Source organism: Methylobacterium sp. Leaf112 (assembly GCF_001423295.1).
Taxonomy (GTDB): Bacteria; Pseudomonadota; Alphaproteobacteria; order Rhizobiales; family Beijerinckiaceae; genus Methylobacterium.
Window position 1 is genome coordinate 378,880 of the sequence record NZ_LMNG01000012.1, and the last position, 26,121, is coordinate 405,000.

The window sequence follows — 26,121 nt, forward strand, 5'->3', positions numbered from 1 at the left end:
TCGGGGGGATCGCGCAACTGCGCCGAACCGGGTGACCACCGTCGCCGCGCCGAACAGGAAAAGCGCTGTCCTCGGGAAAGGCCGTCCATCAGCCACGAAAAAGGGATGCCGGGCTTTCGCGCGGCATCCCTTTTTCGTGTATTCCCCGGGCGTTCCGCCCGGGGACCATGCGAACGTGTGGCTCAGCGCGCGCCGGGCAGGCGGCGGGCCTCCTGGTAATGGTGCTCCAGCACCGGCAGGGCCTGCTGGGCGTGGGCGCGCAGGGCCGGGTTCGGGCCGTTGGAGGCGTAGGACTGGTACATCCCGAGAGCCATCTCGTGCGACTTCACCTGCATCGAGCCGTAGAGGCGATCGAAGCGCGGGCCGGCCGGGGTCTGCGACAGCTCGGCGAGCATCGCCTGCTGCTGCGGGTTCGGCTGGACCAGGGTGGTGCCGGCGGTGGTGTCGACATCGCCCACCATCGCGCCGGTCGCGGCACCGCGACGGGCGCCCGCGCCGAGGCCCTCGAGGCCGCCCACCGGACCACCCGCGAGGGTTCCGCCGACGACACCCGTCGCCGCACCCGTGGCCGCGCCGACGGCGCCGCCCGCGATGGCGAGCGGCGCGGTCACGAGACCGCCGAGGCCGTCGTTGCGAGCCATCACGTTGGCTTCACCGCCCGCCAGGGCGACGTTGGCGGCGCGGTGATCGCGCACGGCCTCCTTGGCGAAGCGGACGACCTGCGGATTGCGGCTCTTCGACAGGGCGATCTGGCTCGACTGCACCTCGAAGGCGTTGGACTGCATTGCGGCGAGGCGGAAATCGCCCATGTCCTGTGCGAAGGCGGGGGTCGCGAGGGCCGTCACCAGGACACCCAGGGCAATCGACTTGTTGATCATGATCATCCTCAATATGGCTGCAGCGACATACAAGAACGGACCCAGAGGCACTTGTGCCCGCACAGGTCCGTGACTGTCGCCTTCGGCGGGACAACGGGGGAAGACCTGATCCGTTCCGGGCAATCTCCGCGGCATGACGATCGTGTCGGGTGCGATCCTTGGAATAGACCCGCGTGAAGCTTGGCGCGATCCAGGGCCTGCGCGCCTTCGCGGCCCTCCTCGTCGTGGTCCATCACGGGCAGGTCGAGGCGGCGGCCCTGGCCCTGCGCGCCGGGCTTCCCTTCGGCCCCAGCACCGGGCTGGCGTGGTCGGCGGGCGTCGACGTGTTCTTCGTGATCTCGGGCTTCATCATCGTCCACGCGAGCGCCCCCCTCTACGGGCGCCCGGGGGGACGGGCGCGCTTTCTCGCCCACCGGATCGCCCGGCTGGTGCCGCTGTACTGGCTGGTGACGGCCCTCTACCTCGCCCTCGTCCTCAACGTGCCGGCGCTCCTCAACGGCGCGGATTCCCCCGCGCCCGGCTACGTCGCCGCCTCGTTCCTGTTCTGGCCGGCCCTGCGCCCGGACGGCATTCCCCAGCCCCTGTACGGCCTCGGCTGGACCCTGAACTGCGAGATGTTCTTCTACGCGGTCTTCGCCGTCGGCCTCGGCTGGGGCCGGGGCCGGGCGGTGCTGTGGCTCGCCCTCGCCCTCGCCGGCCTCGTCGCCCTCGGCCGCCTGGTGCCCGAACCGCCGACGCCGCTCGCGTTCTGGGGCAGCCCCATCGTCCTCGAATTCGCCCTCGGCGCCGGCCTCGGCCTCGCCCGCGCGCACGGCCTGCGTTTGCCCGATGCCGCCCGGCTGGCGCTCGCCGCCACCGGCCTCGCCGGCCTCGCCGTCGCGGGCGAGCCCGGTGAGGCCCTGCGGCCCCTCGCCTATGGCGGGCCGGCGCTCCTGCTGGTGGCCGCCGCCGCCCTCGGGCGCGAGCCGCTGCCGGGGCGCGGGACGCGGCTCGGTCCGGCGCTCGTCGCCCTGGGGGATGCGTCCTACGCCCTCTACCTGATCCATCCCTTCGTCCTGCGCGCCACCCGCGAGGCGATCACGCGGCTGGGGCTCGCGGCACTCGTCGGCCCGTGGGGGGCGCTCGGCCTCATGCTCGCCCTGTCGGTGGCCGCGTCCCTGGTGGTCGCCCGCTTCGTGGAGAGGCCCATGACCCGGGCCGTCCGGCACCGGCTCGACCCCGGGGCCGGTGCCGGAACCGTTCAAAAACCGTGTGACGGCCCGCCGGGCGGAGTTTGCCGCGCGCCCAAATCGCATTAGCCTCCGGTGTCTCGCGCCATCGAAGACCCCGCTGCGAAGGCCCCGCCGCCATGAAGACGCTCCTGGTTCCCGTCGCCCTGCACGACAGCCTGCCCTCGGTGTTCGAGACGGCGATCCTCGCCGCCCGTCGCTTCGGCAGCCTCGTCGAGGGCGTGTCCCTGCGCCCGGCGCTCGCCGAATACGTCCCCGTCGACATGGTCGGCGGCATGACCTGGCTGCGCGACGAGGAGGCCGACAAGGCCGAGGCCGAGGCCGCGGGCGGGCGCTTCGTCACCTTCATGCAGCAGGCCGGCGTGCCGCTCATGGCCGACGGGCCCTGCACCCCGGCCGGCATCGGCGCGGCGGGCCCGCGCTACCGCTGGCGCCCGGACGTTCCGGCGGGCGACGCGTTCCTCGGCCAGTACGCGCGGCTGTTCACCGCCACCGTGGTCGGGCGCCCCGGCACCGACGACGGCGCGCCGCGCATGACCACCTTCGAGACCGCCCTGTTCGAGAGCGGGCGGCCGATCCTCCTCGCGCCCCCCATCGCCCCCGCGACCCTCGGCGACGCCATCCTCATCGCCTGGAACGGCTCCACCGAGACGGCGCGTGCCGTGGCCTTCGCCATGCCGTTCCTGCGCCAGGCGCAGCGCATCCGGGTGATCAGCGTCGAGGGCGGCACCGTGCCGGGGCCGACCGCCGAGGAGCTCGCCCGTGCGCTCGCCTGCGAGGGCATCGACGCCGATCACCGCGCCCATTCGGCTGGGCGGCGCACGCCCGGCGAGGTGTTCCTCGCGGAAGCCGAAACCTTCGGTTGCGACCTCCTCATCAAGGGCGCCTACACCCAGAGCCGCCTGCGCCAGATGATCTTCGGCGGCCCCACGAGCCACCTGCTGACCCATGCGGGCATCCCGATGCTGATGGCGCATTGACGGAGCCGGAGCCCGCGCCGGCCAAGCGTATCCATATCGCGCGCAATTGACTTGCGCACGATCCGGAGGCGGGGCAGGGTCGCGGCCGGAATCGGCCACCGGTCGATGGGAAAGGCTCCACATGATCAGAACCGTCCGTACCGCCGTACTCCTCGCCACCACGGGCCTCGCCCTGAGCCTTCCGGCCCGGGCGGAAGCGCCGGTGGTGCGCATCCGCGGCACCATCGCGTCGGTGACGGACAATGCCATCACCATCAAGCCGCGCGTCGGCGACGCCATTCTGGTCCGCCTCGGCGACGGCGTCCGGGTCGCGGGTGCGAGTGCGGCCAAGATCGCCGACATCCTGCCCGACAGCTATGTCGGCACCGCCGCGACGCCCCAGGCCGACGGCACCCTGAAGGCCCTCGAGGTCGCGGTGTTCGCGCCCAGCATGCGCGGCACCGGCGACGGCCACTACCCGTGGGATCTCGAGAAGGAGAACACCATGACCAACGGCGCCGTCGGCGCCGTGACGGGGACGACCAACCGCACCATCACGGTGACGTATGCGGGCGGACAGAAGGTCATCACCGTGCCGGACGACGTGCCCGTGGTGGCCCTGGCCCCCGCCGATGCCGGCCTGATCAAGCCGGGCGCCCGCGTCGTCGCCTTCACCCGCGCCGATGCCTCCGGCACGGCGGTCGCCGATCGCATGGTGGTGGGCCAGAACGGCACCGTTCCGCCCATGTGAGTCCGCCCATGTGAGGTCGGATCGACGTGAGGTCGGATCGAAGGCGGGCGCGCCGGTGGCGCGCCCGGACGTGAAGAAGAACCACAACAGGAGAGACACGCCATGATGAAGAGCCTGCTGACCGGCCTCGCCCTGACCCTGACGATGGCCGCCACCACCGCGCGCGCCGACGACATCGTGCGCTACCGCGGCACCCTGGAGAAGGTCGACGGATCGACCCTCACCATCAAGCCGCGCACGGGCGACTCGATCACCGTGACCTTCGCGAACGACACCAAGATCCTCGCCGCCACCACGGGCCAGCTCGCCGACATCAAGTCGGAGAGCTACATCGGCACCGCCGCGATCCCGCAGCCCGACGGCACGCAGAAGGCCCTGCAGGTGACGGTGTTCGCCTCCTCCCTGCGCGGCACCGCCGACGGCCACTACCCGTGGGATCTCGGCTCGAACTCCACCATGACCAACGGCGCGGTGGGCACCCTCTCGGGCACCGAGGGGCGCACTCTCCTGGTCAAGTACCAGGGCGGCGAGAAGAAGGTGACGGTGCCGGAAGACGTGCCCGTGACCCTCGTCGACCCCGGCGAGAAGAGCATCCTGGTGCCCGGCTCCAAGCTCGTCGCCTTCACCAAGAAGGGCGCAGACGGCACCCTCACGGCCCCGATCCTCATCGTCGGCCGCAACGGAACCGTGCCGTCCATGTGAGGCACCAACGTAGAACCCTCCCCCGCAAAGGGGGGAGGGACCTGCGCTCCGCGTCACCGAGCGCGGCCTGTCCTGTCGACCGAGCCCCCGATGACCCTGGTTCCTGAGCCCCCCGCCCGCGTTATGGTGATCCACCCCCTGGTGGTGCGCCTCACCCACTGGATCAACGCGGTGGCGGTGTTCTGCATGCTGTTCAGCGGTTGGGCGATCTACAACGCGTCGCCGCTCTTCCCCTTCGCCTTCCCAAAATGGGCGACCCTGGGGGGCTGGCTCGGCGGGGCCATCGCCTGGCACTTCGCCGCCATGTGGTTGTTCGCCCTGAACGGCCTCGTCTACGTCGCCTACGGGCTGGCGAGCCGGCACGTCGCCCGGACGTTCCTGCCCTTGAGCCCCGGCGCCGTGTGGCGCGACGCTAAGGCGGCGCTGACCTTCCGCCTCGCCCACCGGCTGGGGCAGTACAACGCCGTGCAGCGCCTCGCCTACGCGGTGGCGTTCCTACTCGGCGCCCTCCTCCTCGCCTCGGGCGTCGCCCTGTGGAAGCCGGTGCAGTTCCAGGGGCTCGCCGCCCTTTTCGGTGGCTACGAATGGGCGCGCCGGGTGCATTTTTGCGCCATGGCGGGCCTCGTCGGCTTCATCGTCCTGCACCTCGCCCTGGTGCTGGTCGTGCCCAGCACCCTCCGGGCGATGATCACCGGCCGCGCCCGCGTGACCCCTTCGGAGACGCAAGCATGACCCGCGACCCCGAAACCGCCGCCCGCCTCAAGGCCCTGCGCGCCGACCTGCAGCCCGAGCTGGTGAAACTGGAGCGCCGGGCGCTCCTGCGCTCGGGCCTGTCGCTCGGCGCCCTCACGCTGCTCACGGGCTGCGACCTCTCCACGGGCTCCAACGGCAACGCCGCCGACCGGGTGCTGTGGGCCATGTCGAAGTTCAACGACCGGGTCCAGGGCTGGCTGTTCGACCCGACCAAGCTCGCGCCGACCTACCCGGCCGCGATGATCGACACGCCGTTCCGGTTCAACGCCTACTACCCGCCGGACAACATCCCCGAGGTCGAGGGCGCCGACTGGAAGCTCGAGGTCACCGGCCTCGTCGCCGACAAGTCGCCCTGGACCCTCGAAAAGCTCCGCGCCCTGCCGCAGGAGAGCCAGATCACCCGCCACGTCTGCATCGAGGGCTGGAGCCAGATCGGCCAATGGAGCGGCGTGCCCCTCAAGGTGTTCCTCGAACGGATCGGCGCCGATCTGACGGCGAAATACGTCGGCTTCAAATGCGCCGACCGCTATTACGGCAGCCTCGACATGCCGAGCGCGCTGCACCCCCAGACCGTCCTGGCCCTCGACTTCGCCGGCAAGGAACTGAGCCCCGAATACGGCTACCCGCTGCGGGTGCGCGTGCCGACGAAGCTCGGGTTCAAGAGCCCGAAATACATCGCAAGCGTGTTCGTCACCAACGATTATCCGGGCGGGTACTGGGAGGACCAGGGCTACAATTGGTTCAGTGGGATCTGAGCCGAGCGTACGAGCGGATTCCCGTCACGTCGTCCCGCCGGTCGCGGGCGGCGGGGCGAGGCGGTCGCTGAGCGACTGCTCGTACTGGATGAGGTCCTTGCAGCGCTTGAGCGCGCGGTAGAGTTCGCGGGCCGCCACGAACTCGTGGATGTCGCGGATGTACGGCGCCGTCGTTGGCACCGCTTCTAGCAGGGCGTTGGCCTGCCGCACGAAGATGTCCTCGGCTTCCGGCGTCGGCTCGGCGAGGTACAGCACCGTCAAGGTGACGTAGAGGCGCTTGCAGGCCGTGTCGGCCTCGCTCTCCAGGATGATGTCGCTCTCGCGCAGGAAGTTCGTCACCGTCTCGATGACGAAGGAGGAGCGCCGCGATCCGTTGCGGATCGCCGTGCCGCCGATCAGCAGGCGCTCGAACGGTTTCAGTTCGATCTTGAGGGGCATGGCGTCTCACGGGCGGCAGGGTCTCGCCTCCTTCCTCGGCGATCATGGTTAACAAAGCGTGAAGGCGCCGCCACGCCGATCCGGCTAAACCTTTGATGGATCGATGGATTCATCCAGGTCCACGGCATTCGACCGACGCACGACACCCCGCGTTCATCACAACATTTAACAGGATCGCAAGGGGGACGTGGTCCTGTGGCGCTGTCTCCAAAAACGGAGACGCACCGATCAGAATGGATCGAAACCAATGTCTTCAGGCGTCACCCTCACCGCCGCGACCCGCCAGAACCTGCTTTCGCTGCAGGGCACCGCGGACCTCCTGTCCAGCACCCAGAACCGGCTCTCGACGGGCAAGAAGGTCAACTCGGCCCTCGACAGCCCCGTCAGCTTCTTCACGTCCCAGGCGCTGACCAACCGCTCGTCGGATCTCGGCGGCCTCCTCGACAGCATCTCGAACGGCGTCCAGACGATCCAGGCCGCCAACCAGGGCATCACCTCGATCCAGAAGCTTGTCGACTCGGCAAAATCCACCGCCAGTCAGGCCCTTTCCACCAAGTCGACCGCAACCGGCGCCAGCGCGACCAGCGCCGTCGCGACCGCAGCGGCTTCCCTGACATCCTCCACCGCGACGGCTGCAGCCGGCGCCGGCGGCGGCACCGGTGCCGCAGCAGACGGCACGCACAACTTCTCCGGCTCCCATTCCTCGGTCTTCGTCGTCAAGGACGGAACGAATGCTGAGACCACCATCACCCTCAACGCTGCGAATTTCGGCAATACGGTCAGCGACCTGACCAAGGTCAGCGCCGGCGAGATCCTGACGCAGATCAACAGCCAGCTGACCGCAGCCGGTGGCAATGGCGCCCAGGTTCAGGCGTCGCTGACGACGGACGGTCGCCTGAACTTCACCTCGACCGCGACGGGCAGCGATTCGAAGGTGACGATCACCACGGGTGCCGTCCCCGGCGATACCGACATCGGCTTTGGCACCACCGCCAGCGCCGCGACCGTCGCCACGGGTGTCGATCCGACCGACGGCTCCACGAAGGCGCGCGCGACCGGCACGGCGGTGGCTGCATTGGGCGGCGCCGGTGTCGCCGGTGCTACTTCGGGTATCACGGTGCAGCTCGGCAACAGCCCGGCCAAGACCCTGACCTTCACCGGCACCGGACAGACCGGCGCGCAGTTGGTCACCCAGATCAACGACCAGATTGCTGCCGATGTGGGCCTCAAGGGTAAGCTGACCGCAAGCGTGACGAACAACCAGCTGACGATCCGGTCGACGGATAGCGGTCCCGAGCAGAAGGTGACGGTGAAGTCCATCGGCGCAACCGATATCGGGTTCGGGACCGGAACCAGTTCAGCGCCGAGCACGGGCGTGACCGCATCCGGCACCGGCTCGACCTCGGCGAACGGAACCAATGCCCGTACCGCCCTGGCGCAGCAGTTCAACGAACTCCTGACGCAGATCACCCAGCAGGCACAGGACTCGAGCTACAACGGCGTAAACCTGCTCTATCGCGCCGGTTCGGACGCGAAGGAGAACACCCTGCACCTGTCGTTCAACGAGAAGGACACGAGCTCCCTGGACATCAAGGGCGTCAAGTTCGACGCGACGGGCCTCGGACTGCAGAGCGTCTCCGGCGGGTTCGCCAGCGACGACGACATCAAGGCGTCTCTCACCCAGCTGACGAACGCTTCGGCCGCGCTCCGCACCCAGTCCTCGACCTTCGGCTCGAACCTCACCGTCGTGCAGAACCGTCAGGACTTCTCGAAGCAGCTGATCAACATCCTCGACACCGGCTCGGCCAACCTGACGAACGCGGACCTCAACGAGGAAGCCGCCAACTCCCAGGCCTTGTCGACCCGCCAGTCCATCGGCATCTCGGCGCTCTCGCTCGCCAACACGGCGCAGCAGGGCATCCTGCAGCTGCTCCGCTAAGCCAAACGCCGCCGGCCTTCGGGCCGGCGGTCCGGACGACGACGAAAGGCCGGGGCGGTGCGCCCCGGCCTTTTCGCGTTCGAGGACCGGCGTCGACGGAAAAGTCCGCCTACTCCACCGGCGAAACCAGCACCTCGGGCAGTTGGAGGTGGAGCGGGTCGTCCCGGGTGCCGAGGCCGCGCGCGGCGATCTCGGCCTGGGCGGCGTAGGCGGCGATGAGGCGGGGGCCGAGGTTCGGCACCTCGACCTTGCCCGAGGGTGCTCCCTCGGCGTTGCTGCCGGAGACGATGGTCAACCGCACCGGCCCGCCCACCGGCGCGTCGATGACGAGGCTGATAGCGCAGGCGACGGATTCGGACGTGGTGTCGAGGCACTCCGACACCACCTCGGCGACGATCATCCCGAGGGCGTTCGCCGTGCGCGGCTCGACGAGGCTGGTGCCGGTTCCGCCGATGGTGACGCCGATGCGCCCGGCGCGTCGCAGCTGGCCGAGGCCGGAGGCGAGGCGGTGGAGATAGTCGCGCAGATCGATGGAGGCGATGTGGGGCGCCTCGTGCAGGTGCTGTTGCACCAGGGCGATGGCCCGCACCCGCTGGCCCAGGGCCTCGAAGCTGCCGCGGCAGGGGGGCGGCGCCGCCCGTCCGTAGAGGCCGATGAGGCTCACCATCACCTGCAGATTGTTGCGCACGCGGTGGTAGACCTCCGCGAGGAGCGCCTCCTTCTCCACGAGGGCGCGCTCGGAATGCTCCCGCGCCTCCTTGCGCTCGGTGATGTCGAAGCTAGTGCCGATGTAGCCCTCGAACGCACCGTCGCGGTGGAGCGGGCGGCCGGTGTCGAGGAGCCAGCGATAGGCGCCGTCGTGGCGGCGCAGGCGAAACTCCACCGTGAACGGGTCCCGGGCGGCGAGCGCCGTCTCGAACACCGACGCGTGGGCGGCCTCGTCGTCCGGATGGAGGCCGCGGCGCCAGCCCCGGCCCCGCTCCTCGGCCGCGTCACGGCCGGTGAAGGCGAGCCAGGATTCGTTGTGGTGGACGGCGTGGCCCCGCGTGTCCGTGCGCCACATCATCAGAGGCACGAAATCCGCGAAGCGTCCGAAAGGGTCGCCCGCCACCGCGTGGCCCGGCCCTGCCTCGCTCAACGGGGTGTCCGCGGCCATGTTCGTCCCGATCTACCGTTGCACACTGGCCCCACCACGCGCCAGACGCCGGTCAACGTGCCGTCCCCCGCCCCGTTCCGATTCGCCCTGCGGGTTCGGCGGTTGTCCCCGTCGAACACGGGAAAGCCCCTGCAGATGCCCGTGCAAGAGAGGCTCTTGCAAGAGAGGCCCTTGCAAGAGAAGCGCCGAACGGCAGGTCCGGCCCCGGGGGCCTCAGAGCATGCTGGGCAGGATGCGGTCCGGCGGGCGGTGGCCGTCCATGAAGATCTTGATGTTGATGATCACCTTCTCGCCCATGTCGGTGCGGCTCTCGTGGGTGGCCGAACCCATATGCGGCAGCAGCACCACCTTGCCGGCGCGCGCGAGCTTGACGAGGCGGGGGCTGACGGCGGGCTCCTGCTCGAACACGTCGAGGCCGGCCCCCGAGACGTCGCCGGCCTCGATGAGGCGGGCCAGGGCCGACTCGTCGATCACCTCGCCGCGGGCAGTGTTGACCACGATGGCCTCGGGCTTGAGCAGCTTGAGGCGGCGGGCCGACAGGAGGTGGTAGGTCGCCGGCGTGTGCGGGCAGTTCACCGACACGATGTCGACGCGCGCCAGCATCTGGTCGAGGGATTCCCAGTAGGTCGCGTCGAGGTCGCGCTCGATGGTGCCCGGCACCCGGCGGCGGTTGTGATAGTGGATCTGCAGGCCGAACGCCTTGGCGCGGCGCGCCAGCGCCTGGCCGATGCGGCCCATGCCGACGATGCCGAGGCGCTTGCCGGTGATGCGCCGGCCCAGCATCCACGTCGGCGACCAGCCCGAATCCCAGGCGTCGTCGGGGATGATGCGCGCGCCCTCGGTGACCCGCCGGGCCACCGCCAGGATCAGCGCCATGGTCATGTCGGCGGTGTCCTCCGTCAGCACCCCGGGGGTGTTGGTGACGGTGATGCCGCGTTCCAGGGCGGCGGCAACGTCGATGTGATCGACGCCGTTGCCGAAATTCGCGATGAGGCGCAGGTTCGGGCCGGCCTGGGCGAGGAGCCCCGAATCGATCTCGTCGGTCACCGTCGGCACGAGGACGTCGGCCTCGCGCAGGGCGGCCGCGAGGGCCTCGTGACTCAGGGGCTTGTCGTCGGTGTTCGGACGGATCTCGAAGAGTTCGCGCATGCGCGTCTCCACCACCTCCGGGAGACGCCGGGTGATCACGACCAGCGGCTTGCGCTTGAGCGACTGCATGCACCCTCCTCGATGCGAGCGATCCCCGGCGCGCCCTGCTCGGGTCCGGTCGGGTCGGCTCGCCCATGTTCCGGCCCGGCACCGGCGTGGCGGCTTACCGCGCGTTAACCACGCATCGGCCAGAACCACGTATCGATCCGGACGGATAGACGCGACGGGGGTTGGAATGGGCGGCAACCCGCTCTCCAGCCCCGACGGCCTCTCTACCAGAGAGGCGACGGAACACAATGCGCGCCACGGCGGCCGGGGGCGTCGGCCCGGCCCCGTCCGCGCGGTTCGAGGACATGGACGATGGCGCCTGCCGAGACCCTTTTCAGAACGCTTTCCAACACGCCTGCCCGTGCTTTCGCCCCGGCCCTGCTCCTCGGGTTCGCACTCGCGGCCGGAAGCGCCAACGCGGCACCGCCGCCACCGCCCACGCCGGGCGCCGGCGTCGGTTCGAAGACCGGCCTGCCCCTGCCGCGCTACGCCAGCCTCAAGACCGACCGGGTGAACCTGCGGGAAGGCCCGTCGAAGGATCACCGCACCCTGTGGGTGTTCCAGCGCGCCGGCCTGCCCGTGGAGATCGTCGCCGAATTCGAGACCTGGCGCCGCATCCGCGACTCCGAGGGCACGGAGGGCTGGGTGTTGCATTCGCTGCTGTCGGGGCGGCGCACCTCCATCGTCACGGCGGCCAAAGCGGGCGCGAAAGGCGAGACCAGGCCCGAGACGCCCCTCTACGCCCGCGCCGACGACGCGTCCGGCGAGCAGGCCCGCCTCCAGGCCGGCGTCATCGGCAGCGTGAAGAGCTGCACCGGCGCGTGGTGCCGCGTCGTCGTCGCCCTGCCCCAGAAGGGCGGCGACGTCGACGGCTACGTCCGCCAGGAACGGCTGTGGGGGGTCTACCCGTACGAAAAGGTAGAGTAGGCCCAGCCGCGACCTACGGACAGCCAACGAAAAAGGCCCGGCGAACCGGGCCTTTTGCGTGAACGGGAAAGATGCCTGAAACCGATCAGGCCTTGCGGGCGACCGGACCGCGGCGGCGCAGGCGCACGATCACCTCGACGCCGGCGATCTCCATGCCCTCGGGGGCGTCGGGGAGCGAATCGACGGTGATGCCGCAATCGGGCATGTCGAGAACCTGGCCCTCGTCCTCGAGGAAGAAGTGGTGGTGCTCGCTCGGGTTGGTGTCGAAGTAAGCCTTCGACCCGTCGAGGGCGAGCTGGCGCAGGAGGCCGGCTTCGGTGAACTGGTGCAGGGTGTTGTAGACGGTCGCCAGCGACACCGGCACCTTGGCGCGCATCGCCTCGTCGTACAGCATTTCCGCCGTGAGGTGGCGGTCGCCGCGCCCGAACAGGAGCCAGCCGAGCGACAGGCGCTGGCGGGTCGGTCGCAGGCCGGCCCGGCGCAGGCGATCGCGCAGGTCGGAGAGCGGGCAGCCGCGCCGTCCGGCGACATCGCCCGACGGATTGGAGGTCCGTGCGTTCAGCATGGCCTGCAGCGGCAGCATGTTGGGAATCGCGGTGGCTGACATTTCACCCAAACTTCGGTCTTCGCAGAGTCATTTATACGGAACCCGCGTCAGGGCCGCAACCCGAAGCCGCAGCGTTCGCTCCACGCCGGCCAAGCTGTGGACGCATGACGGGCACGGGGCAGCCCGGAGCCGCCCTGACCCGAGCCCGGCTGCACGCGGGATCGCCCCGGGCCGGCGAAATCCGCATGGGGGACGCACGCACCTTTGAGGCGCTGTGACGCTGTGTTAACGAAGCGCCGCCTTCCTGCCCGGTCCGGCCTCGCGAGGCTGCGCGTCGCGCCCGGCGGACACCCCATCCTCGAGGACCGATCCCCTCATCATGTCTTCCGTCTCCGATCCCACCGCCCCCACCGGCACCCCGGCCCCCGCCCGGGCGACGCAGTACTCCTACGAGGACTTGCTGGCCTGCGGGCGCGGCGAGCTGTTCGGAGCCGGCAACGCCCAGCTGCCTCTGCCGCCCATGCTGATGTTCGACCGCATCGTCTCCATCGGCTCCGAGGGCGGCGCCCACGGCAAGGGCCACGTCCTGGCGGAATTCGACATCCGGCCGGACCTCTGGTTCTTCGGCTGCCACTTCAAGAACGATCCGGTGATGCCGGGCTGCCTCGGCCTCGACGCCCTGTGGCAGCTCGTCGGCTTCCACCTCGGCTGGCTCGGCGCCCCCGGACGCGGCCGTGCGCTCGGCGTCGGCGAGGTGAAGTTCACCGATCAGGTGCTCCCCACGGTCACCAAGGTGGTCTACGGCATCGACATCAAGCGGGTGCGCCTCGGCAAGCTGGTGCTCGGCATCGCCGACGGCTGGCTCGAAGCCGACGGCACACGGATCTACGAGGCCAAGGACCTGCGCGTCGCCTTGTTCCAGGCGCAGGGCTCGGCCGCCGCGTGACGCCTTCCCGTTGAGATCGGGGCGGCCCCGTCTTAACTGACCATCAACAGGGTGCCGACCGAAGCACCGGCGGAGTAGAAGCGGTCCATGCGGCGTGTCGTGATCACCGGGATGGGCATCGTCTCGTCCATCGGCAACAACACCGACGAGGTCTTGGCCTCCCTGCGCGAGGCCAAGTCCGGCATCGGGCACTCGGCGTCCTATGCCGAGCACGGCTTCCGCAGCCAGGTCGAGGGTCGGCCGAGCCTCGACCCCGAAGGCGTGGTCGACCGCCGCGCCATGCGCTTCCACGGTGGCGGCACCGCCTGGAACCACGTCGCCATGGATCAGGCCATCCGCCAGTCCGGCCTCGAGCCGGGCGACATCTCCAACGACCGCACCGGCATCATCATGGGGTCGGGCGGCCCGTCGACGAAGGTGATCGTCGAATCCGCCGCCATCGCCCTCGACAAGGGCCCGAAGCGCGTCGGCCCGTTCGCGGTGCCCAAGGCCATGTCCTCCACCGCCTCGGCGACCCTGGCGACGTGGTTCAAGATCAAGGGCGTGAACTATTCCATCGCCTCGGCCTGCGCGACCTCGAACCATTGCATCGGCAACGCCGCCGAGATCATCCAGGGCGGCCGCCAGGACATCATCTTCGCGGGCGGTTGCGAGGACCTCGACTGGACCCTGTCGGTGCTGTTCGACGCCATGGGCGCCATGTCGTCGAAGTACAACGACACCCCGTCCCGGGCCTCGCGCGCCTACGACGTCAACCGCGACGGCTTCGTCATCGCGGGCGGGGCCGGCGTGCTGGTGCTGGAGGAATACGAGCACGCCAAGGCACGCGGCGCGACGATCTACGGCGAGATCGCCGGCTACGGCGCCACCTCAGACGGGCACGACATGGTCGCGCCGTCGGGCGAAGGCGCGGTGCGTTGCATGCAGCAGGCCATCGGCGGCCTGAAGGGCGCCCCCATCGACTACATCAACCCGCACGCCACTGCGACGCCGGTGGGCGACGCCAAGGAGATCGAGGCGATCCGCGAAGTCTTCGGGAACGGCGAGGCCTGCCCGCCGATCTCGGCGACGAAATCGCTGACCGGCCACTCCATGGGTGCCACGGGCGTGCAGGAGGCGATCTACTCGCTCCTGATGATGAACAACGACTTCATCTGCGAGAGCGCGCATATCGACGAGATCGACCCGGCCTTCGCTGACATGCCGATCCTGCGCCAGCGCCGGGACGGGGCCAAGCTCGGCCACGTCCTGTCGAACTCCTTCGGCTTCGGCGGCACCAACGCCACCCTGGTGCTGAAGAACGTCGACGCCTGACACTTCGCCGTCCCCCGGATGTCGGAGTTCCAACGTCCGGGAACCGAAAGAGTCGGACTGCGTTTTCCCTGCAACACGCAAGGACGAAACGCATGCTGTGGTTCACCCTGGGCACCGTCGGTGGATTGGCCGTCACCGGTCTGGCGGCCGTCTACGCCAAGCAGGCCCTGATCGATTGGGCGCGCGCCGACACCAACGGGTACTTCTAGCCGCGTTCGCTCGGCGCACGGCGACCCAAATTCATATTTTCCCGTGAGAGCCGCTTCCGTGACGACGGAATCGGCTCTTTGTCGTTGGGTGGCCGCGTTTTCCCCACGTTCGTCGGGTCCACCGGACCGCGAAACGCTCTAAGCTCCCGTGACAGGGATCAGAGCGACGGCCGGAACGGGCCACGCCCACGGGGAAACGCATGACGGGTTTGATGACGGGGAAGCGCGGCCTCATCATGGGGGTCGCCAACAATCACTCCATCGCCTGGGGGATCGCCTCCGCCCTGCACAAGCATGGCGCCGAATTGGCGTTCACCTATCAGGGCGAGGCCCTGGGCCGCCGGGTGGCTCCCTTGGCAGCCTCCCTCGGCTCGGACACCGTGATCCCGTGTGACGTCGAGGACATCGCCTCCGTCGACGCCGTGTTCGAGGCCCTGGACAAGCGGTTTCCCGAGGGCATCGATTTCGTCGTCCACGCCATTGGCTTCTCCGACAAGAACCAGCTCAAGGGCCGCTACGTCGACGTCACCACCCGCGAGAATTTTTCGCGGACCCTGACGATCTCGTGCTTCTCCTTCACGGAGATCGCCCAGCGCGCGGCCAAGCGCATGCCGCGCGGCGGGTCGCTCCTGACCCTGACCTATGGCGGCTCGACCCGGGTCATGCCGAACTACAACGTGATGGGTGTGGCCAAGGCCGCTCTGGAAGCCTCGGTGCGCTACCTCGCGGGCGATCTCGGGCCCGACGGGATCCGGGTCAACGCCCTCTCGGCCGGCCCGATGCGGACGCTCGCCGGCGCCGGCATCGCCGATGCGCGGCTGATGTTCAACCACCAGAAGGCCCACGCCCCGCTCCGCCGCACGGTGACCCAGGAGGAGGTCGGCGGCTCGGCCGTCTACCTGTTGTCGGACCTCTCCGGCGGCGTCACCGGCGAGGTCCACTTCGTCGATTCCGGCTACAACATCATTTCGATGCCGCGCCCCGACGTGCTTCAGGCCCAGGACGAGGCCGGCCTGATCGACGCCGTCTAGGCTCGGTTCAGCGGGAGGTCGCGGAACTCGGCCCCTGTCCCGCAAAGGCGGAACAGGGACGTGGTCCGGTCCCCCGCTCAGTCCTCTGCGTCGGACGGACGCTCGATGGTCGGGGCCGCCGGCAGCGTCACGACCGAGCGATGGGCCGCGGGCCGGATGAGATCGTCCGACGGGATCAGGGTGATGCTGGCCGAAACGAGACCCGCCATGGCGCGGAGCTCGTCGGTCTGGCGCGGGTCGCGGGCGACGGCGGATGCCTCGCGCTCCAGGCGGACGTTGCAGGCCCGGGACGGCAGACCGCCGGAGGGCGTGCAGGCGTCGTGGCGGGCGCAGGCCGCGTCGAGGGCGTCGATGGGCGGCAGCGGCGCGTTGTTGCCGGGGCCGCAATAGTTGCCGTGGACCAGCAAGGGGCGGTCGAGGCCGGCGGCGGGCTGTGCCGTGGCGGGGGAGGCCAGGGTCGCGGGCAGGGCCAGCGCGGCCAGGAGTGCGAACGGAGCGGTACGGGAGAGGATCATGGAGCGTAGACCATAGGTTGAGCAAACCACCCCCTCAGGTGATCTGTTGCGGCGTCCGTCCTTAGAAGGACGCTACCCCGTCTCAAGTTTTCAGCCCTCCGTCGGTTCCGAGGCCGGGGGGTCGCCGTTCGCCACAGGTGAAATCGCGGGGGCCTTGCTCGGTCCGGTTGCGAGGGCAGCGCTCTCCTTCAGGGCGACGCCCGTCACCCCGCGCCGCAGGGCTTCGCGGACGAGCCAGACCAGGGTGTCGGCCGCCCGCTCCGGGGACAGGCCGCCCCGGCCGTGGATGTTGGAGATGCAGTTGCGCTCGGAATCGCGGCGGCCCGGCCGTGGCGCGTGGGTGAGGTAGATCCCGAGGCTGTCGGCGACGCTGAGGCCCGGACGCTCGCCGATGAGGACGGCGCAGAGGCGCGCGCCAAGCGCCTGCCCGATGGGATCGCCGAGGGCGACGCGGGCCTGGCACGCCACCACGATGGGCCCCACCGACACCCCGTCGAGGCGGGCGAGGCAGGCCTGGACCAGGGGCGCGGCCTGGGCCTGCACCGCGATCGCCGACAGGCCGTCGCCCACCACGAAGACGAGATCGACCAGACCCGCCCCGCCTCGGAGGGGCGTGTCGGGGTCGAGGATCCGGCCGAGGTCGGGCCGGCGCAGGTAGGTCGCCCGGTCGGGCGCGGCGCTGCGGACCTGCAAGACGGAATGGGGCTGCAACGCCGCCGCCAGGGCCTCGGTGTCGAGGGCGGCGTGGACGGCGTCGCGGGCCTTCGCGTGGGCGAGCTGGAAATCGAGGACCGCGTCCAACGGCATCGCGTCGCCCCGGCGCCCCAGCCCGATGCGGGCCGAGGTCGCCGCCCGCAGGGTCGCCCAGCGATCGCCGGCGGGGACGGGCGCGTCGTCGCTCACGCGACCCGGCTCGCGCGGTCCATGAGCCGGGCGAGGCTCGGATGCCGGGGTTCGAGTTCGCGGATGCCGCCCTCCGGCGTGGTCAGGCCCATGCGGTCCAGCCACGCCTCGAATTCGGGGGCCGCCCGGACGCCCAGGGTAGCGCGCAAGGTGAGCACGTCGTGGAACGACAGGCTCTGGTAGTTGAGCATGATGTCGTCGGAGCCCGGCACGGCGATGAGGAAGCTGCAGCCCGCCACCGTCAGCAGGGTCATCAGCCCGTCCATGTCGTCCTGGTCGGCCTCGGCGTGGTTGGTGTAGCAGACGTCGCAGCCCATCGGCAGGCCGAGCAGCTTGCCGCAGAAATGGTCTTCGAGGCCGGCGCGGGCGATCTGCTTGCCGTCGTAGAGGTATTCCGGGCCGATGAACCCCACCACGGTGTTGACGAGGAGGGGCCGGAAGGCGCGCGCCACCGCGTAGGCGCGGGCCTCCACGGTCTGCTGGTCGACGCCGTGATGCGCGTCGGCCGAGAGCGCCGCGCCCTGGCCGGTCTCGAAATACATCACGTGGTCGCCCACCGTGCCGCGCTTGAGGCCGCGCGCCGCGTCGTGGGCCTCGGCCAGCACCGCGAGATCGACCCCGAAGCCCCGGTTGGCGGCTTCCGTGCCCGCCACGGACTGGAACACGAGGTCGACGGGCGCGCCGCGCTCCAGGATCGGCAGGGCATTGGTGACGTGGGTGAGCACGCAGGTCTGGGCGGGGATGTCGTAGTGCTGACGCAGCTCGTCCAGCATCACCATCAAGTCGCGGGCGTTCTCGACGCTGTCTGTGGCCGGGTTGATGCCGATGCAGGCGTCGCCGACGCCGAACAGCAGGCCGTCGAGGACGGAGGCCGCGATGCCGCGCGGGTCGTCGGAGGGGTGGTTCGGCTGGAGCCGGGTGCCGAGGCGGCCGGGCAGGCCGAGGGTGGTGCGGAACGCCGTCACCACCCGGCACTTGCGCGCCACCACGATGAGGTCCTGCGCCCGCATGAGCTTCGAGACCGCCGCCACCATCTCGGGCGTCAGGCCCGGCGCCAGGGCGGCGAGGATCTCGGGCGTGGCCGCATGGGACAGGAGCCAGTCGCGAAAGCCCCCCACGGTGAGGTGCGCGATCGCGGCGAAGGCCGCCGCGTCGTGGGTGTCGACGATGAGCCGGGTGACCTCGTCCGCCTCGTAGGGCACCAGGGCTTGGTCGAGGAACACGCGCAGCGGCAGGTCGGCGAGCACGCGCCGCGCGGCGATGCGCTGGGCATCGCTGGTGGCCGCCAACCCGGCCAGCTCGTCGCCCGAGCGCAGGGGCGAGGCGGCGGCGAGCACCTGCTTCAGGTCGGCGAAGGTGTGGCGCTCGCCGCCGAGATCGCACCGGTAGGCCATGGCCGTTTCCCCCGCGCCGAGACCGTACGAAGCCACAACCCGGGCGGGGTGTCGAGGTCGCCCCACGCGATCCCGTGCGTCCGGCGCGCGCGGCTTCAGGGCTGCGGGGCGGGCGCCGGCTCGACCGCCGGCTCCTGGCGCCGGGCCGCCTCGATTTCCTGGCGTCGGGCCGCTTCCTCGGCCTCGCGGGCGCGGGCCTGACGCGCGACCTCGGCGGCGCGCTCCGCGGCGGCCTTGAGGCGGGCCTGACGGGCGGCTTCCTCCGCCGCGAGCTTCTCGGCCAGCGCCTTCTCGGCGGTCAGCTTGTCCGCATAGGCCTTCTCGGCGGCGGCACGGGCCCGGTCCATCTCGACGCGGGCGCGGCGGCGCTGGCGCTCGGTCTGGTCGGCCTCCATCGCTTCGATGCTTTCGAGCTCGCGTTGCAGCACGAGGGTGGCGAGACCGTTGGTCGAGGGACCCGCATCGACCTGGCGTTCCGGGTTCGCCACCGGCCCGGAAAAGCCGAGCTGGATCGCCGGCGGTCCTGCGGTCCAGGCTTTCGGCGCCGACGCCGCCGTGAGGGTGCCGCGCGCGTCGAGGCGGCCGGTCCGCAGGTCGAGGCCGAGGGTGCCGTTCCAGCGCGCGGGCCCGAGATCGAGGGTCAGGGGGCCGCCCCGCAGGGTTCCGCCCACCAGGGTGACGGGCGTGGTGACGGGGCCGGGGGCGATGAGCGGCGCCTTTCCGAGTTCCTCCGTGACGAGGGCTTGGAGACGGCCTTCGCGCAAGGGGTCGTCCTCGGCGAGCGCCCGGTCGAGGGCACGGGTCAGGCCCATGGGGTCGGCGCCCGGCAGGGTCAGGTCCGCGAGGGTGAGGGCGCCGCTGCCCCCGAGGTTGTTGGCCAGGGCCGCGAGGGTCTCGCCCGAAGTGCCGAACCGCAGGGTCGCGCCGAGGCGCCCGGAGACCGGACCGGTGCCGACGAGGCCGGCGAGCCCCGCCTCGCTCAGGGTCCCCTCCCCCGCCACGGCGGCCGCGCCGCCCTGGCGCGACAGGGTGACGGCGCCCGTGAGCCGCCCGCCCGCCAGGGTGCCGGCGAGGTCGGTGAGGCCGAGGGTGCCGTCCTCCCAGCGCGCCGTGAGGGTGGTGCCGGTGGCGACGTGGCCGCGTCCGAGGTCGAGGCTGTCCACCGCGAGGGCGAGGTCGATGCGGGGGCGGACGGGCGGCGGGGCGGCAAAGCGCACGAACGCCGCGTCGGCACCGGCCTTCACCTCCGTGGGGATCACCAGGGCGGCGGCGAGCGCCGGCAGGGACAGGCGCCCGAGCTTGGCGCGCCCGGAGATCTGGCCCTCCGGCGCGATCCCGATCTCGGCCGAGACGGCGGTTCCGGCGAGCCGCCCGGTCACGCCCAGGCGGGCCTCGTCGCCGGCCCGCGACAGGGCGACGGTGAGGTCGGCCGGCAGGCCGATGGGAAGGGGCGCGGTACCGGAGACGAGGGGCACGAAGGGGGCGATGTCGGGGCTGCCGAGGCGGATCTCGCCGCTCCGCGCAGCGCCGTACCCGGCCCCGGCCTCGGGTCCGAGCAGGATCGGCCGGGTGGTGGCGAGGGTGAGGTCGGCCACCGTTCCCGTCACCGAGAGGACGAGCCCGGCGGCCTCGCCCTCGGGTCCGGCGGCGCGGGTGCCGGCGAGATGGAGACGGGCGGGCCGGGCCAGCGCCGGAAGGTCGGCACGGCCGAACCAGGTGGCGGCGGACGGGGCCGCCAGGGTGAGGTCGAGGCTCGCGATGCGGCCGGCGCGGCTCACGAGGTCGAGGTCGAGGCTGCCGCCCGCCGCCTGTCCCTTGGCGGTGGTACGCAAGGTGTCGGGGGCGCCCGCGTCGCGCTGCAGGGTCAGGTCGAGATCGAGGGCGCGGTCGCGAAACGCCGGGGGGACGAGCCGGCTTTCCGCGATCCACACCCGGTCGAGGAGGGCCATCAGCGGCGCGGCCACGGGGGCCGAGACGCGGCCGGCGATGCGCCCGGCCCCGTCGGCGTCGATCCGGCCGGACAGGCTGGCGTTGGCACCGGCGAGATCCGTCACGTCGAGGCTGTCGATGGCGAGACTGGCCCCGTCCGATTGGATGCTCGCCGCGATGGTGCCGTTGCCCGAGGCCACGCCCGCCGGGCCGTAGCGCACGTCGCGGGCCTGGAGCACGAGGCCGAAATCGTGGCCCTGGAGGTCGGCCAGGGCCCCGCTGAACGACGGCAGGGCGGCGATGTCGACGCCTTGCGCGGCGAGTTGCGCATCGACGCGCCCGCGGGCGCCGGGCTCGGCGGCGCGGTAGCGCGCGTTGCCGGTGATGCGCGCGGTGCCGAGGTCGAGGCGCAGATTGCGCAGGGACACGGAGAGCGGCGCGGCCGAGAGGTCGGCGGAGGCGACGATGGGGCGCCCGTCCATGAGGGCGACGCCCGGACCCTCCACGCCGAGCTTGCCGAGATAGCGCCCGAAGGCCTCCGAGGCCGGCGCGTCGAGACCGAGGCGCCCGGTGAAGCGGAGCCCCGGATCGGCGTCGATCTCGCCCGACGCGGTCAGGGCGGCGGCCCCCGGGGCGGTGACGGCGAACCGCTTCAGGAGGAGGCCGCCCGAGCGCTCGAAGGTGCCGGCCAGGGCGAGGTTCGACCAGTCGTCGAGGCCGAGCGACAGGCTGTCGACGGCGAGTTCGACATCGACGCTCACCGGCAGGCTGATCCCGGCCTTCGGCGGGCCCCGCGCGATGAGGGCCTGGCCCGCGGCCGAGAGCAGGAACGCGTCGAGGTCGAGGCGGCGGGCCCCGAGCGAGAGGGCGGCGCGGCCGTTGCGGGCATCGACGCGGCCGGAGCCCGACAGGCGCAGGGCGCGGCCACCCGGATCGATGTCGAGGTCGAGGGCCTTGAACCGCGCGGTGGTGCCCCGCGCCGTGAACGCACCGGCGAGCGACACCGGCAGGTAGGCGCCCGCCGCCTGGGCCGGCGGACCGATGACGAGGCGGGCCGTGCCCTCGGCCTGCGGGATCACGGCGCGTTCGCCCGGCCCCGCGGCCTCCGCGCCGGCCTCCGCGAGGGACAACTTCGAGTCGATCTCCGCATAGGGCTGGGTGTCGCCGCCCGCCGAGAGCTTGACCGGAAGGACGCCCTCCGGCGTCGGCTCGCCCGTGGCGACCCGGAACGGCACGCCCCGGCTGGTGCCCTCCGCCCGCCACGGACCGGTGAGACGCGGGGCGGAGACCCGCACGCCTTCCGCGTAGATCTGGTCGGTGCGGCCCGTCGCCGGCACCTGGGTGGTGATGAGGAGCTGGCGGACCTGGAGGTCCTCGATGGCGAGGTCGCGGTCGCCGAGCCCGCCCGTGAGATCGGCCGGCACCAGGATCGCCTCGCCCTCGGTGACGGGCAGGCGGATCTCGGCCCGGCCGATCCGGGTCTCCGTGAACCGCACGGCGCCGGTGATCAGCGGGGTGAGCGCCACCTCGGCCTTCACGAAATGCAGGTCGAGGGCGGGCCGGTTCGGTGCCTGCCCGAGGCGCAGGCGGTCGAAGCGCAGGCGCGGCGAGGGCAGGAGCCGGACCTCGAGGCGGCCGGCGCTGCGGGCCGGCAAGCCGAGCGACCGGGACACCAGGCCGTCGATGAGGCTGCGCTGCCCCTCCCAGGCCACGAAGGGCGGGATCGCGAGGGCCGCGACGAGGAGGAGGACGATGAGTCCCGCCAGCGCGGTCAGGATGTCACGCACGCGCGTCTCGTTCCGCAGCGCCCCCGGAGGCGGGGCCGTTCCACGGGATCCACGTCCCGCCCGAGGGGCGGCATACCACACCCGCCGGGCTTGTGCGTACCCGTGGCGGATGCAGGCGCCCGCTCCCGACGCCGCCCCACCGAGACGCGGCGTCGGCGCCGGCGCGTCACAGCTTCAGGCGCTTGAACACCGGCTCGGGGATGGCGCGGATCACCATCATCACCAGGGCCCAGACCGGGCGGACATAGACCACGTCGCGCCGGGTCACCTCGGCGCCGCGAAACAGGGCGGCGGCGACCTCGGCGGCCTCGGCGGTCAACGGCTTCGGCAGTGGCATCCCCGCCGTCATCCGGGTGCGGACGAAACCGGGCTTGACCGTGAGCACGTGGACGCCGCGCGCGGCGAGGCGGTTGCGCAGGCCCGACAGGAAGGCGGTGAACCCGGCCTTGGCCGCGCCGTAGACGTAGTTCGACGCCCGCCCGCGCTCGCCCGCCACCGAGGAGACGCCCACCAGGGTGCCGGAGCCCCGCGCGGCGAAGTGTTCGGCGAACAGGCCGAGCAGCAGGGCCGGCCCCTCGAAGTTCGACCGCATCACAAGGGCGGCGTCCGCCAGATCGGACTGCGCCCGCGCCTGATCGCCGAGCAGCCCGACCACGCTCACCACCGTGTCGGGCAGGCGCGGCAGATCGCGGACGAAGGCCGGGAAGGCCGCAGTGTCGGTGATGTCGAGGGCGACGACGGGAACCGGGCGGCCCGTGCGAGCCGTGAGGTCGGCGGCGTTGCGGGCGGCGCCCGCCGCATCGCGGGCGGCCAGGATCACGTCCCATCCGGCCTCCACGTAGGCCAGGGCCGTGGCATGGCCGATGTCGGAGGTGGCGCCGACGAGGAGCATGACTTTATGGGTGGGAGAGCTTTGGGTCATGCGGCCTCGGACGGGCTGGACGGTGGAGTACGGCGGCCCGGCGGAACCCCGCTCACAGGCCGAGGCGCCGCGACAGTGCGGAGGCGATCCGGCCGTCGGCATCGATCTCCCGCCGCAGGGCGCGAAACCGCGTCGCGGCCGCGCCGTAGCCCGCCTCGAAGGTGTCGCGGCTCTGGCGGGCGTCCTTGGCGAGGTAGAGCCGCCCGCCCGCCGCCCGCACGATGGCGTCGAGGCTGTCGAGGAGGGCGCGGTTGGCGGGATTGGCCGGGAAATCGAGGGCGAGGGTGTAGCCGGGGAGCGGGAACGACATCAGCCCGCCCCCGGGTCCGAGGAGCTTCAGCACGGCGAGGAACGAGGGCGCCGCGTGGGAGACCCGGTCGAGGATCGCCGCGAGGGCGTCCCGGCTGCGCGCCTTCGGGATCACGCATTGGTGCTGCAGGAAGCCGCCCGCACCGTAGATGCGGTTCCAGTCGCGTATCCCGTCGAGGGGGAAGAAGTACGGCGCCCAGCCGACCAGGCGGTCCGGCCCAGCGCCGGCACGGCCGCGCGCGTAGTAGAGGGCGTTGAAGGCCCCGACGCTCCAGCGGTTCAGCGTCAGAGCCGGCAGGTCGAACGGCACCGTCAGGGCGCCGCGCCGCGCCGGCGGCAGGTGCGGTGCATCGGGGGCCAAGTCCGCGAGGTCGGCCAGGGTGGCATGCTCGCCGCGATAGATCAGGGCCCGTCCCTGTGCCGACCCACGCGCGAGGCCGTCGATCCAGGCGACGGCGTAGGTCGAGCGGTCGGCGGCTTCCAGGGCCGCCAGGGCGGCGTCGAGGTCGGGCGCCGCGATGGTCCTCTGGCGGATCCAGCCGGTCTCGATCCGGCGCAGGATGAGGGTCGCGCGCAGGATCGTGCCCGTCAGCCCCATGCCGCCGATGGTGGCGGCGAACAGGTCCGAGCCCGGCTCGCAGGTGCGAGCCGTCCCGTCCGGCAGGGCCAGGGTGAGGTCGCGCAGGTGGGCGCCGAAACCCCCGGCGCCGTGGTGGTTCTTGCCGTGGACGTCGGCCGCGATGGCGCCCCCCACGGTGACGAAGCGCGTGCCCGGCACCACGGCGGGGAAGAATCCGCGCGGCAGGAAGGCGTCGACGATGTCGGCGAGCAGCACCCCGGCCTCGACGGCGAGGTGCCCGGTCTCCGGATCGAAGGCGATCATCCGGTCGAGCCCGCGGAGCGCCAGGGTGGTGGTGCAGCCGAGCGCGGCGTCGCCGTAGGCCCGTCCGTTACCGCGGGCGATGAACCCGGTCTCGGCCCGGTGGATTGGCGCCACGTCGCCCGGTGCCCGCACGGCGAGGAGCCGCGTCGCCCGGCGCGGGGTGCGGCCCCAGCCCGCCAGCTCCTGCGTGCTCATGGGGCGCGCGGCCCGAACACGAAGCGACGGTCGAGGCCGTACTTTACCGCGTAGCCGAGACCGAGTCCGACGAGGGCGCCCGCATACTTGGCCTGCGCGGTGCCCCAGATCGCGAAGAATCCGAACTCGAAGGCCCAGAACACCAGGGTGGTCGCCACGCTGAACAGGCCGTAGAGCGCGACCTTGCGGGCCTCTTCCGTATGGGTCCGCGAGGCGTCGAAGAACACAAGATGCTTGTCGAGGAGGTACTTGGCCACGAACCCGACGCCCGTGCCCATGACGAGGGAGGCCAGAAGCGGCGCCGCCGGGGCGATCCGGACGGTGGCTTCCTGCGCCAGCAGGTTGGCCGCCGTGGCCAGCACCGCGAAGCCGAGATAGCGCAGACCGAGGACGAAGGGCGCGGGGGCGACGGCGGCGGCGCTCATATGGCGGCGAGCACCAGGGCGCCCACGGTCGCCGCCGCGATCAGGCTGACGCGGTCGCGCAGGGCGAAGACGATGGGATCGTCGTGCATCATCCGGCGATGGGCGAGGAGCAGCGCGCGCGAGATCCAGTACAGGATCACCGGTCCGACGCACCACAGCAGTTTGGGCCGCGAATACAGCTGAGTCACCGCGTCCGAAGACAGGTAGAGCGCCAGCACCACCACGGCATTGTAGCCGGAAGCCGCCGCCAGGGCGGCGACGATGGGCAGGTCGGAGAGTTCGTAATCGCGGTTGGCCGGGCTCGGCAGCCCGCGGTCGAGGCGCGCCGTCAGTTCGGTGTAGCGCTTGATCAGCGCCAGGGACATGAACATGAACAGTGCGAAGGCGAGCAGCCAATCGGACACCACGGCGCCGACGGCGACGGCGCCGCCCACCACCCGAACGGTGTAGAGCCCGGCCAGCGTCACCACGTCGATGAGCATCTTGCGCTTGAGGACGAGGGAATACGCGAGGGTGAGGGCGAAGTAGCCGAGGATCACCCCGGCGAACGCCGTTGAGACGGCGAGGCTCACCCCGAGGGCCGCGGCGAGCAGGAGCGGCACCGCGCCCATGGCCGCCCGCAGGGGCACCCGGCCGTCGGCCAGGGCGCGGTGGCGCTTCGTCGGATGCGCCCGGTCGGCCTCGAGGTCGATGAGATCGTTGACGAGGTAGACGCTCGACGCGCAGAGGGAGAACGCCACGAAGGCGAGGAGCGCGGCGAGGAAAGCCGGCCCGTCGAAGCGATGGGCCATGAATGCAGGAACGAACACCAGGGTGTTCTTGGCGTATTGGTGGACCCGCAGGAGCCGGGCCCAGATCCGCGCCCGCTGCGCCCATCCGGTCCCGCTCTCGGACAGGAAAGTGGCGTCCGGCGCCAGCGCCAGGAGCCGCCGGCGCGTGGCCGGCGCGGGGCGCACGGCGACGGCCCGGCTCGCCCGGGCCCAGACCGGCAGATCGTCGCCGTCATGGCCGAGGTAGTCGAACCCGCCCTCCCCGAACGCCGCGACCAAGCGCTCCGCCTTGGCGGCACCGGAGAGATTGCGGTGTATGTCGGAGGCGAACCAGCCGTCGAACAGGCCGAGATGGCGG

General features: G+C 71.5%; 24 protein-coding genes (1 of these 24 only partly in view). 11 read left to right on the forward strand and 13 right to left on the reverse strand.

Going from position 1 to position 26,121, the window contains the following annotated elements:
* Window positions 1–182 precede the first annotated feature (182 nt).
* Window positions 183–878 (reverse strand): DUF4142 domain-containing protein, encoded by a 696-nt coding sequence (locus tag ASF52_RS08500; protein WP_056170753.1) that lies wholly within the window; start codon window positions 876–878, stop codon window positions 183–185.
* Between the two features lie 173 nt (window positions 879–1,051).
* Here ASF52_RS08500 and ASF52_RS08505 point away from each other — a divergent pair, with 173 nt between their 5' ends.
* The 6 genes from ASF52_RS08505 (at window position 1,052) to ASF52_RS08530 (ending at window position 6,027) form a co-directional block, all read left to right on the forward strand.
* Complete coding sequence (locus tag ASF52_RS08505) at window positions 1,052–2,176, forward strand: acyltransferase family protein (RefSeq protein ID WP_443136665.1); 1,125 nt, start codon at window positions 1,052–1,054, stop codon at window positions 2,174–2,176.
* A 50-nt stretch (window positions 2,177–2,226) separates the two neighbouring features.
* On the forward strand, window positions 2,227–3,087 hold the full coding sequence (locus ASF52_RS08510; protein ID WP_056170577.1) for a universal stress protein: 861 nt from the start codon (window positions 2,227–2,229) through the stop codon (window positions 3,085–3,087).
* 121 nt (window positions 3,088–3,208) lie between these two features.
* Window positions 3,209–3,817 carry a hypothetical protein gene (locus tag ASF52_RS08515; RefSeq protein ID WP_056170580.1) on the forward strand — a complete coding sequence of 203 codons (609 nt, stop codon included), beginning with the start codon at window positions 3,209–3,211 and terminating at the stop codon, window positions 3,815–3,817.
* A gap of 102 nt (window positions 3,818–3,919) precedes the next feature.
* Window positions 3,920–4,519: a hypothetical protein gene (locus ASF52_RS08520; protein WP_056170583.1), complete on the forward strand. Its 600-nt coding sequence runs from the start codon at window positions 3,920–3,922 to the stop codon at window positions 4,517–4,519.
* 90 nt (window positions 4,520–4,609) lie between these two features.
* Window positions 4,610–5,251 carry a cytochrome b/b6 domain-containing protein gene (locus ASF52_RS08525; RefSeq protein WP_056170586.1) on the forward strand — a complete coding sequence of 214 codons (642 nt, stop codon included), beginning with the start codon at window positions 4,610–4,612 and terminating at the stop codon, window positions 5,249–5,251.
* Window positions 5,248–6,027, forward strand: coding sequence for a molybdopterin-dependent oxidoreductase (locus tag ASF52_RS08530; RefSeq protein WP_056170588.1), 780 nt, complete (start codon window positions 5,248–5,250; stop codon window positions 6,025–6,027). The genes ASF52_RS08525 and ASF52_RS08530 overlap by 4 nt, the downstream gene beginning before the upstream one ends.
* A 24-nt stretch (window positions 6,028–6,051) precedes the next feature.
* Here the strand turns inward: ASF52_RS08530 and ASF52_RS08535 are convergent, their stop codons facing one another.
* Window positions 6,052–6,465 carry a flagellar biosynthesis repressor FlbT gene (locus tag ASF52_RS08535; RefSeq protein WP_056170591.1) on the reverse strand — a complete coding sequence of 138 codons (414 nt, stop codon included), beginning with the start codon at window positions 6,463–6,465 and terminating at the stop codon, window positions 6,052–6,054.
* A 247-nt stretch (window positions 6,466–6,712) separates the two neighbouring features.
* On the opposite strand from ASF52_RS08535, the gene ASF52_RS08540 reads away from it, so the two are divergent.
* Window positions 6,713–8,404, forward strand: a complete 1,692-nt coding sequence (locus tag ASF52_RS08540; protein WP_056170594.1) for a flagellin N-terminal helical domain-containing protein — start codon at window positions 6,713–6,715, stop codon at window positions 8,402–8,404.
* A 109-nt stretch (window positions 8,405–8,513) separates the two neighbouring features.
* On the opposite strand, the gene ASF52_RS08545 is transcribed toward ASF52_RS08540, so the two are convergent.
* Both ASF52_RS08545 and ASF52_RS08550 read right to left on the reverse strand, forming a co-directional pair.
* Entirely contained in the window at window positions 8,514–9,560 is a 1,047-nt protein-coding gene (locus ASF52_RS08545) for a sensor histidine kinase (protein WP_056170598.1), read from the reverse strand.
* 213 nt (window positions 9,561–9,773) lie between these two features.
* The gene (locus ASF52_RS08550) at window positions 9,774–10,778 is read right to left on the reverse strand and encodes a 2-hydroxyacid dehydrogenase (protein ID WP_056170601.1); all 1,005 of its coding nucleotides are present in this window, start codon (window positions 10,776–10,778) and stop codon (window positions 9,774–9,776) included.
* 291 nt (window positions 10,779–11,069) lie between these two features.
* Between ASF52_RS08550 and ASF52_RS08555 the strand changes: the two genes are divergently transcribed.
* Entirely contained in the window at window positions 11,070–11,684 is a 615-nt protein-coding gene (locus ASF52_RS08555) for an SH3 domain-containing protein (RefSeq protein WP_056170604.1), read from the forward strand.
* 85 nt (window positions 11,685–11,769) lie between these two features.
* Here ASF52_RS08555 and irr read toward each other — a convergent pair whose 3' ends face one another.
* Complete coding sequence (irr, locus tag ASF52_RS08560) at window positions 11,770–12,291, reverse strand: Fur family transcriptional regulator Irr (RefSeq protein ID WP_443136666.1); 522 nt, start codon at window positions 12,289–12,291, stop codon at window positions 11,770–11,772.
* Window positions 12,292–12,610: 319 nt separating this feature from the next.
* Here irr and fabA point away from each other — a divergent pair, with 319 nt between their 5' ends.
* The 3 genes from fabA to fabI all read left to right on the forward strand — a co-directional run bounded on the left by fabA (window position 12,611) and on the right by fabI (window position 15,731).
* The gene (gene fabA / locus ASF52_RS08565; RefSeq protein WP_056170607.1) at window positions 12,611–13,177 is read left to right on the forward strand and encodes a 3-hydroxyacyl-[acyl-carrier-protein] dehydratase FabA; all 567 of its coding nucleotides are present in this window, start codon (window positions 12,611–12,613) and stop codon (window positions 13,175–13,177) included.
* An 87-nt stretch (window positions 13,178–13,264) separates the two neighbouring features.
* Entirely contained in the window at window positions 13,265–14,491 is a 1,227-nt protein-coding gene (fabB, locus tag ASF52_RS08570) for a beta-ketoacyl-ACP synthase I (RefSeq protein WP_056170612.1), read from the forward strand.
* Between the two features lie 409 nt (window positions 14,492–14,900).
* Entirely contained in the window at window positions 14,901–15,731 is an 831-nt protein-coding gene (gene fabI / locus ASF52_RS08575) for an enoyl-ACP reductase FabI (RefSeq protein WP_056170615.1), read from the forward strand.
* A 77-nt stretch (window positions 15,732–15,808) separates the two neighbouring features.
* Here fabI and ASF52_RS08580 read toward each other — a convergent pair whose 3' ends face one another.
* The 8 genes from ASF52_RS08580 to ASF52_RS08615 all read right to left on the reverse strand — a co-directional run.
* A complete protein-coding gene (locus ASF52_RS08580) occupies window positions 15,809–16,246 on the reverse strand; it encodes a hypothetical protein (RefSeq protein ID WP_056170618.1) in 438 nt (145 codons plus the stop codon).
* 90 nt (window positions 16,247–16,336) lie between these two features.
* Entirely contained in the window at window positions 16,337–17,149 is an 813-nt protein-coding gene (gene eutC / locus ASF52_RS08585; protein ID WP_056170621.1) for an ethanolamine ammonia-lyase subunit EutC, read from the reverse strand.
* Window positions 17,146–18,543, reverse strand: a complete 1,398-nt coding sequence (locus tag ASF52_RS08590; protein WP_056170623.1) for an ethanolamine ammonia-lyase subunit EutB — start codon at window positions 18,541–18,543, stop codon at window positions 17,146–17,148. Before ASF52_RS08590 ends, eutC begins: the two co-directional genes overlap by 4 nt.
* Window positions 18,544–18,638: 95 nt before the next feature.
* Window positions 18,639–22,259: an AsmA family protein gene (locus ASF52_RS08595; RefSeq protein WP_056170625.1), complete on the reverse strand. Its 3,621-nt coding sequence runs from the start codon at window positions 22,257–22,259 to the stop codon at window positions 18,639–18,641.
* Window positions 22,260–22,425: 166 nt separating this feature from the next.
* On the reverse strand, window positions 22,426–23,181 hold the full coding sequence (locus ASF52_RS08600) for an SDR family oxidoreductase (protein ID WP_056170627.1): 756 nt from the start codon (window positions 23,179–23,181) through the stop codon (window positions 22,426–22,428).
* 52 nt (window positions 23,182–23,233) lie between these two features.
* The gene (locus ASF52_RS08605) at window positions 23,234–24,568 is read right to left on the reverse strand and encodes an FAD-binding oxidoreductase (RefSeq protein WP_056170630.1); all 1,335 of its coding nucleotides are present in this window, start codon (window positions 24,566–24,568) and stop codon (window positions 23,234–23,236) included.
* Entirely contained in the window at window positions 24,565–24,993 is a 429-nt protein-coding gene (locus ASF52_RS08610) for a GtrA family protein (RefSeq protein WP_056170633.1), read from the reverse strand. Before ASF52_RS08610 ends, ASF52_RS08605 begins: the two co-directional genes overlap by 4 nt.
* A protein-coding gene (locus tag ASF52_RS08615; RefSeq protein WP_244473749.1) for a UbiA family prenyltransferase crosses the window boundary here: on the reverse strand, window positions 24,990–26,121 show its 3' portion. The gene runs 275 nt beyond the window's last position; only the last 1,132 of its 1,407 coding nucleotides appear in the window; the start codon falls outside the window, past its right edge; its stop codon occupies window positions 24,990–24,992. The genes ASF52_RS08610 and ASF52_RS08615 overlap by 4 nt, the downstream gene beginning before the upstream one ends.

Excerpts from the sequence above, each read along its gene's own strand:
- ASF52_RS08555 (WP_056170604.1), top strand. The coding sequence starts at position 11,070 with ATGGCGCCTGCCGAGACCCTTTTCAGAACGCTTTCCAACACGCCTGCC.
- fabI (WP_056170615.1), top strand. The coding sequence starts at position 14,901 with ATGACGGGTTTGATGACGGGGAAGCGCGGCCTCATCATGGGGGTCGCC.
- ASF52_RS08550 (WP_056170601.1), bottom strand. The coding sequence starts at position 10,778 with ATGCAGTCGCTCAAGCGCAAGCCGCTGGTCGTGATCACCCGGCGTCTC.
- ASF52_RS08535 (WP_056170591.1), bottom strand. The coding sequence starts at position 6,465 with ATGCCCCTCAAGATCGAACTGAAACCGTTCGAGCGCCTGCTGATCGGC.
- ASF52_RS08515 (WP_056170580.1), top strand. The coding sequence starts at position 3,209 with ATGATCAGAACCGTCCGTACCGCCGTACTCCTCGCCACCACGGGCCTC.
- ASF52_RS08540 (WP_056170594.1), top strand. The coding sequence starts at position 6,713 with ATGTCTTCAGGCGTCACCCTCACCGCCGCGACCCGCCAGAACCTGCTT.
- ASF52_RS08520 (WP_056170583.1), top strand. The coding sequence starts at position 3,920 with ATGATGAAGAGCCTGCTGACCGGCCTCGCCCTGACCCTGACGATGGCC.
- ASF52_RS08605 (WP_056170630.1), bottom strand. The coding sequence starts at position 24,568 with ATGAGCACGCAGGAGCTGGCGGGCTGGGGCCGCACCCCGCGCCGGGCG.
- ASF52_RS08590 (WP_056170623.1), bottom strand. The coding sequence starts at position 18,543 with ATGGCCTACCGGTGCGATCTCGGCGGCGAGCGCCACACCTTCGCCGAC.
- ASF52_RS08600 (WP_056170627.1), bottom strand. The coding sequence starts at position 23,181 with ATGACCCAAAGCTCTCCCACCCATAAAGTCATGCTCCTCGTCGGCGCC.
- ASF52_RS08510 (WP_056170577.1), top strand. The coding sequence starts at position 2,227 with ATGAAGACGCTCCTGGTTCCCGTCGCCCTGCACGACAGCCTGCCCTCG.
- ASF52_RS08610 (WP_056170633.1), bottom strand. The coding sequence starts at position 24,993 with ATGAGCGCCGCCGCCGTCGCCCCCGCGCCCTTCGTCCTCGGTCTGCGC.
- fabA (WP_056170607.1), top strand. The coding sequence starts at position 12,611 with ATGTCTTCCGTCTCCGATCCCACCGCCCCCACCGGCACCCCGGCCCCC.
- fabB (WP_056170612.1), top strand. The coding sequence starts at position 13,265 with ATGCGGCGTGTCGTGATCACCGGGATGGGCATCGTCTCGTCCATCGGC.
- ASF52_RS08580 (WP_056170618.1), bottom strand. The coding sequence starts at position 16,246 with ATGATCCTCTCCCGTACCGCTCCGTTCGCACTCCTGGCCGCGCTGGCC.
- irr (WP_443136666.1), bottom strand. The coding sequence starts at position 12,291 with ATGTCAGCCACCGCGATTCCCAACATGCTGCCGCTGCAGGCCATGCTG.
- ASF52_RS08500 (WP_056170753.1), bottom strand. The coding sequence starts at position 878 with ATGATCAACAAGTCGATTGCCCTGGGTGTCCTGGTGACGGCCCTCGCG.
- ASF52_RS08530 (WP_056170588.1), top strand. The coding sequence starts at position 5,248 with ATGACCCGCGACCCCGAAACCGCCGCCCGCCTCAAGGCCCTGCGCGCC.
- ASF52_RS08525 (WP_056170586.1), top strand. The coding sequence starts at position 4,610 with ATGACCCTGGTTCCTGAGCCCCCCGCCCGCGTTATGGTGATCCACCCC.
- ASF52_RS08545 (WP_056170598.1), bottom strand. The coding sequence starts at position 9,560 with ATGGCCGCGGACACCCCGTTGAGCGAGGCAGGGCCGGGCCACGCGGTG.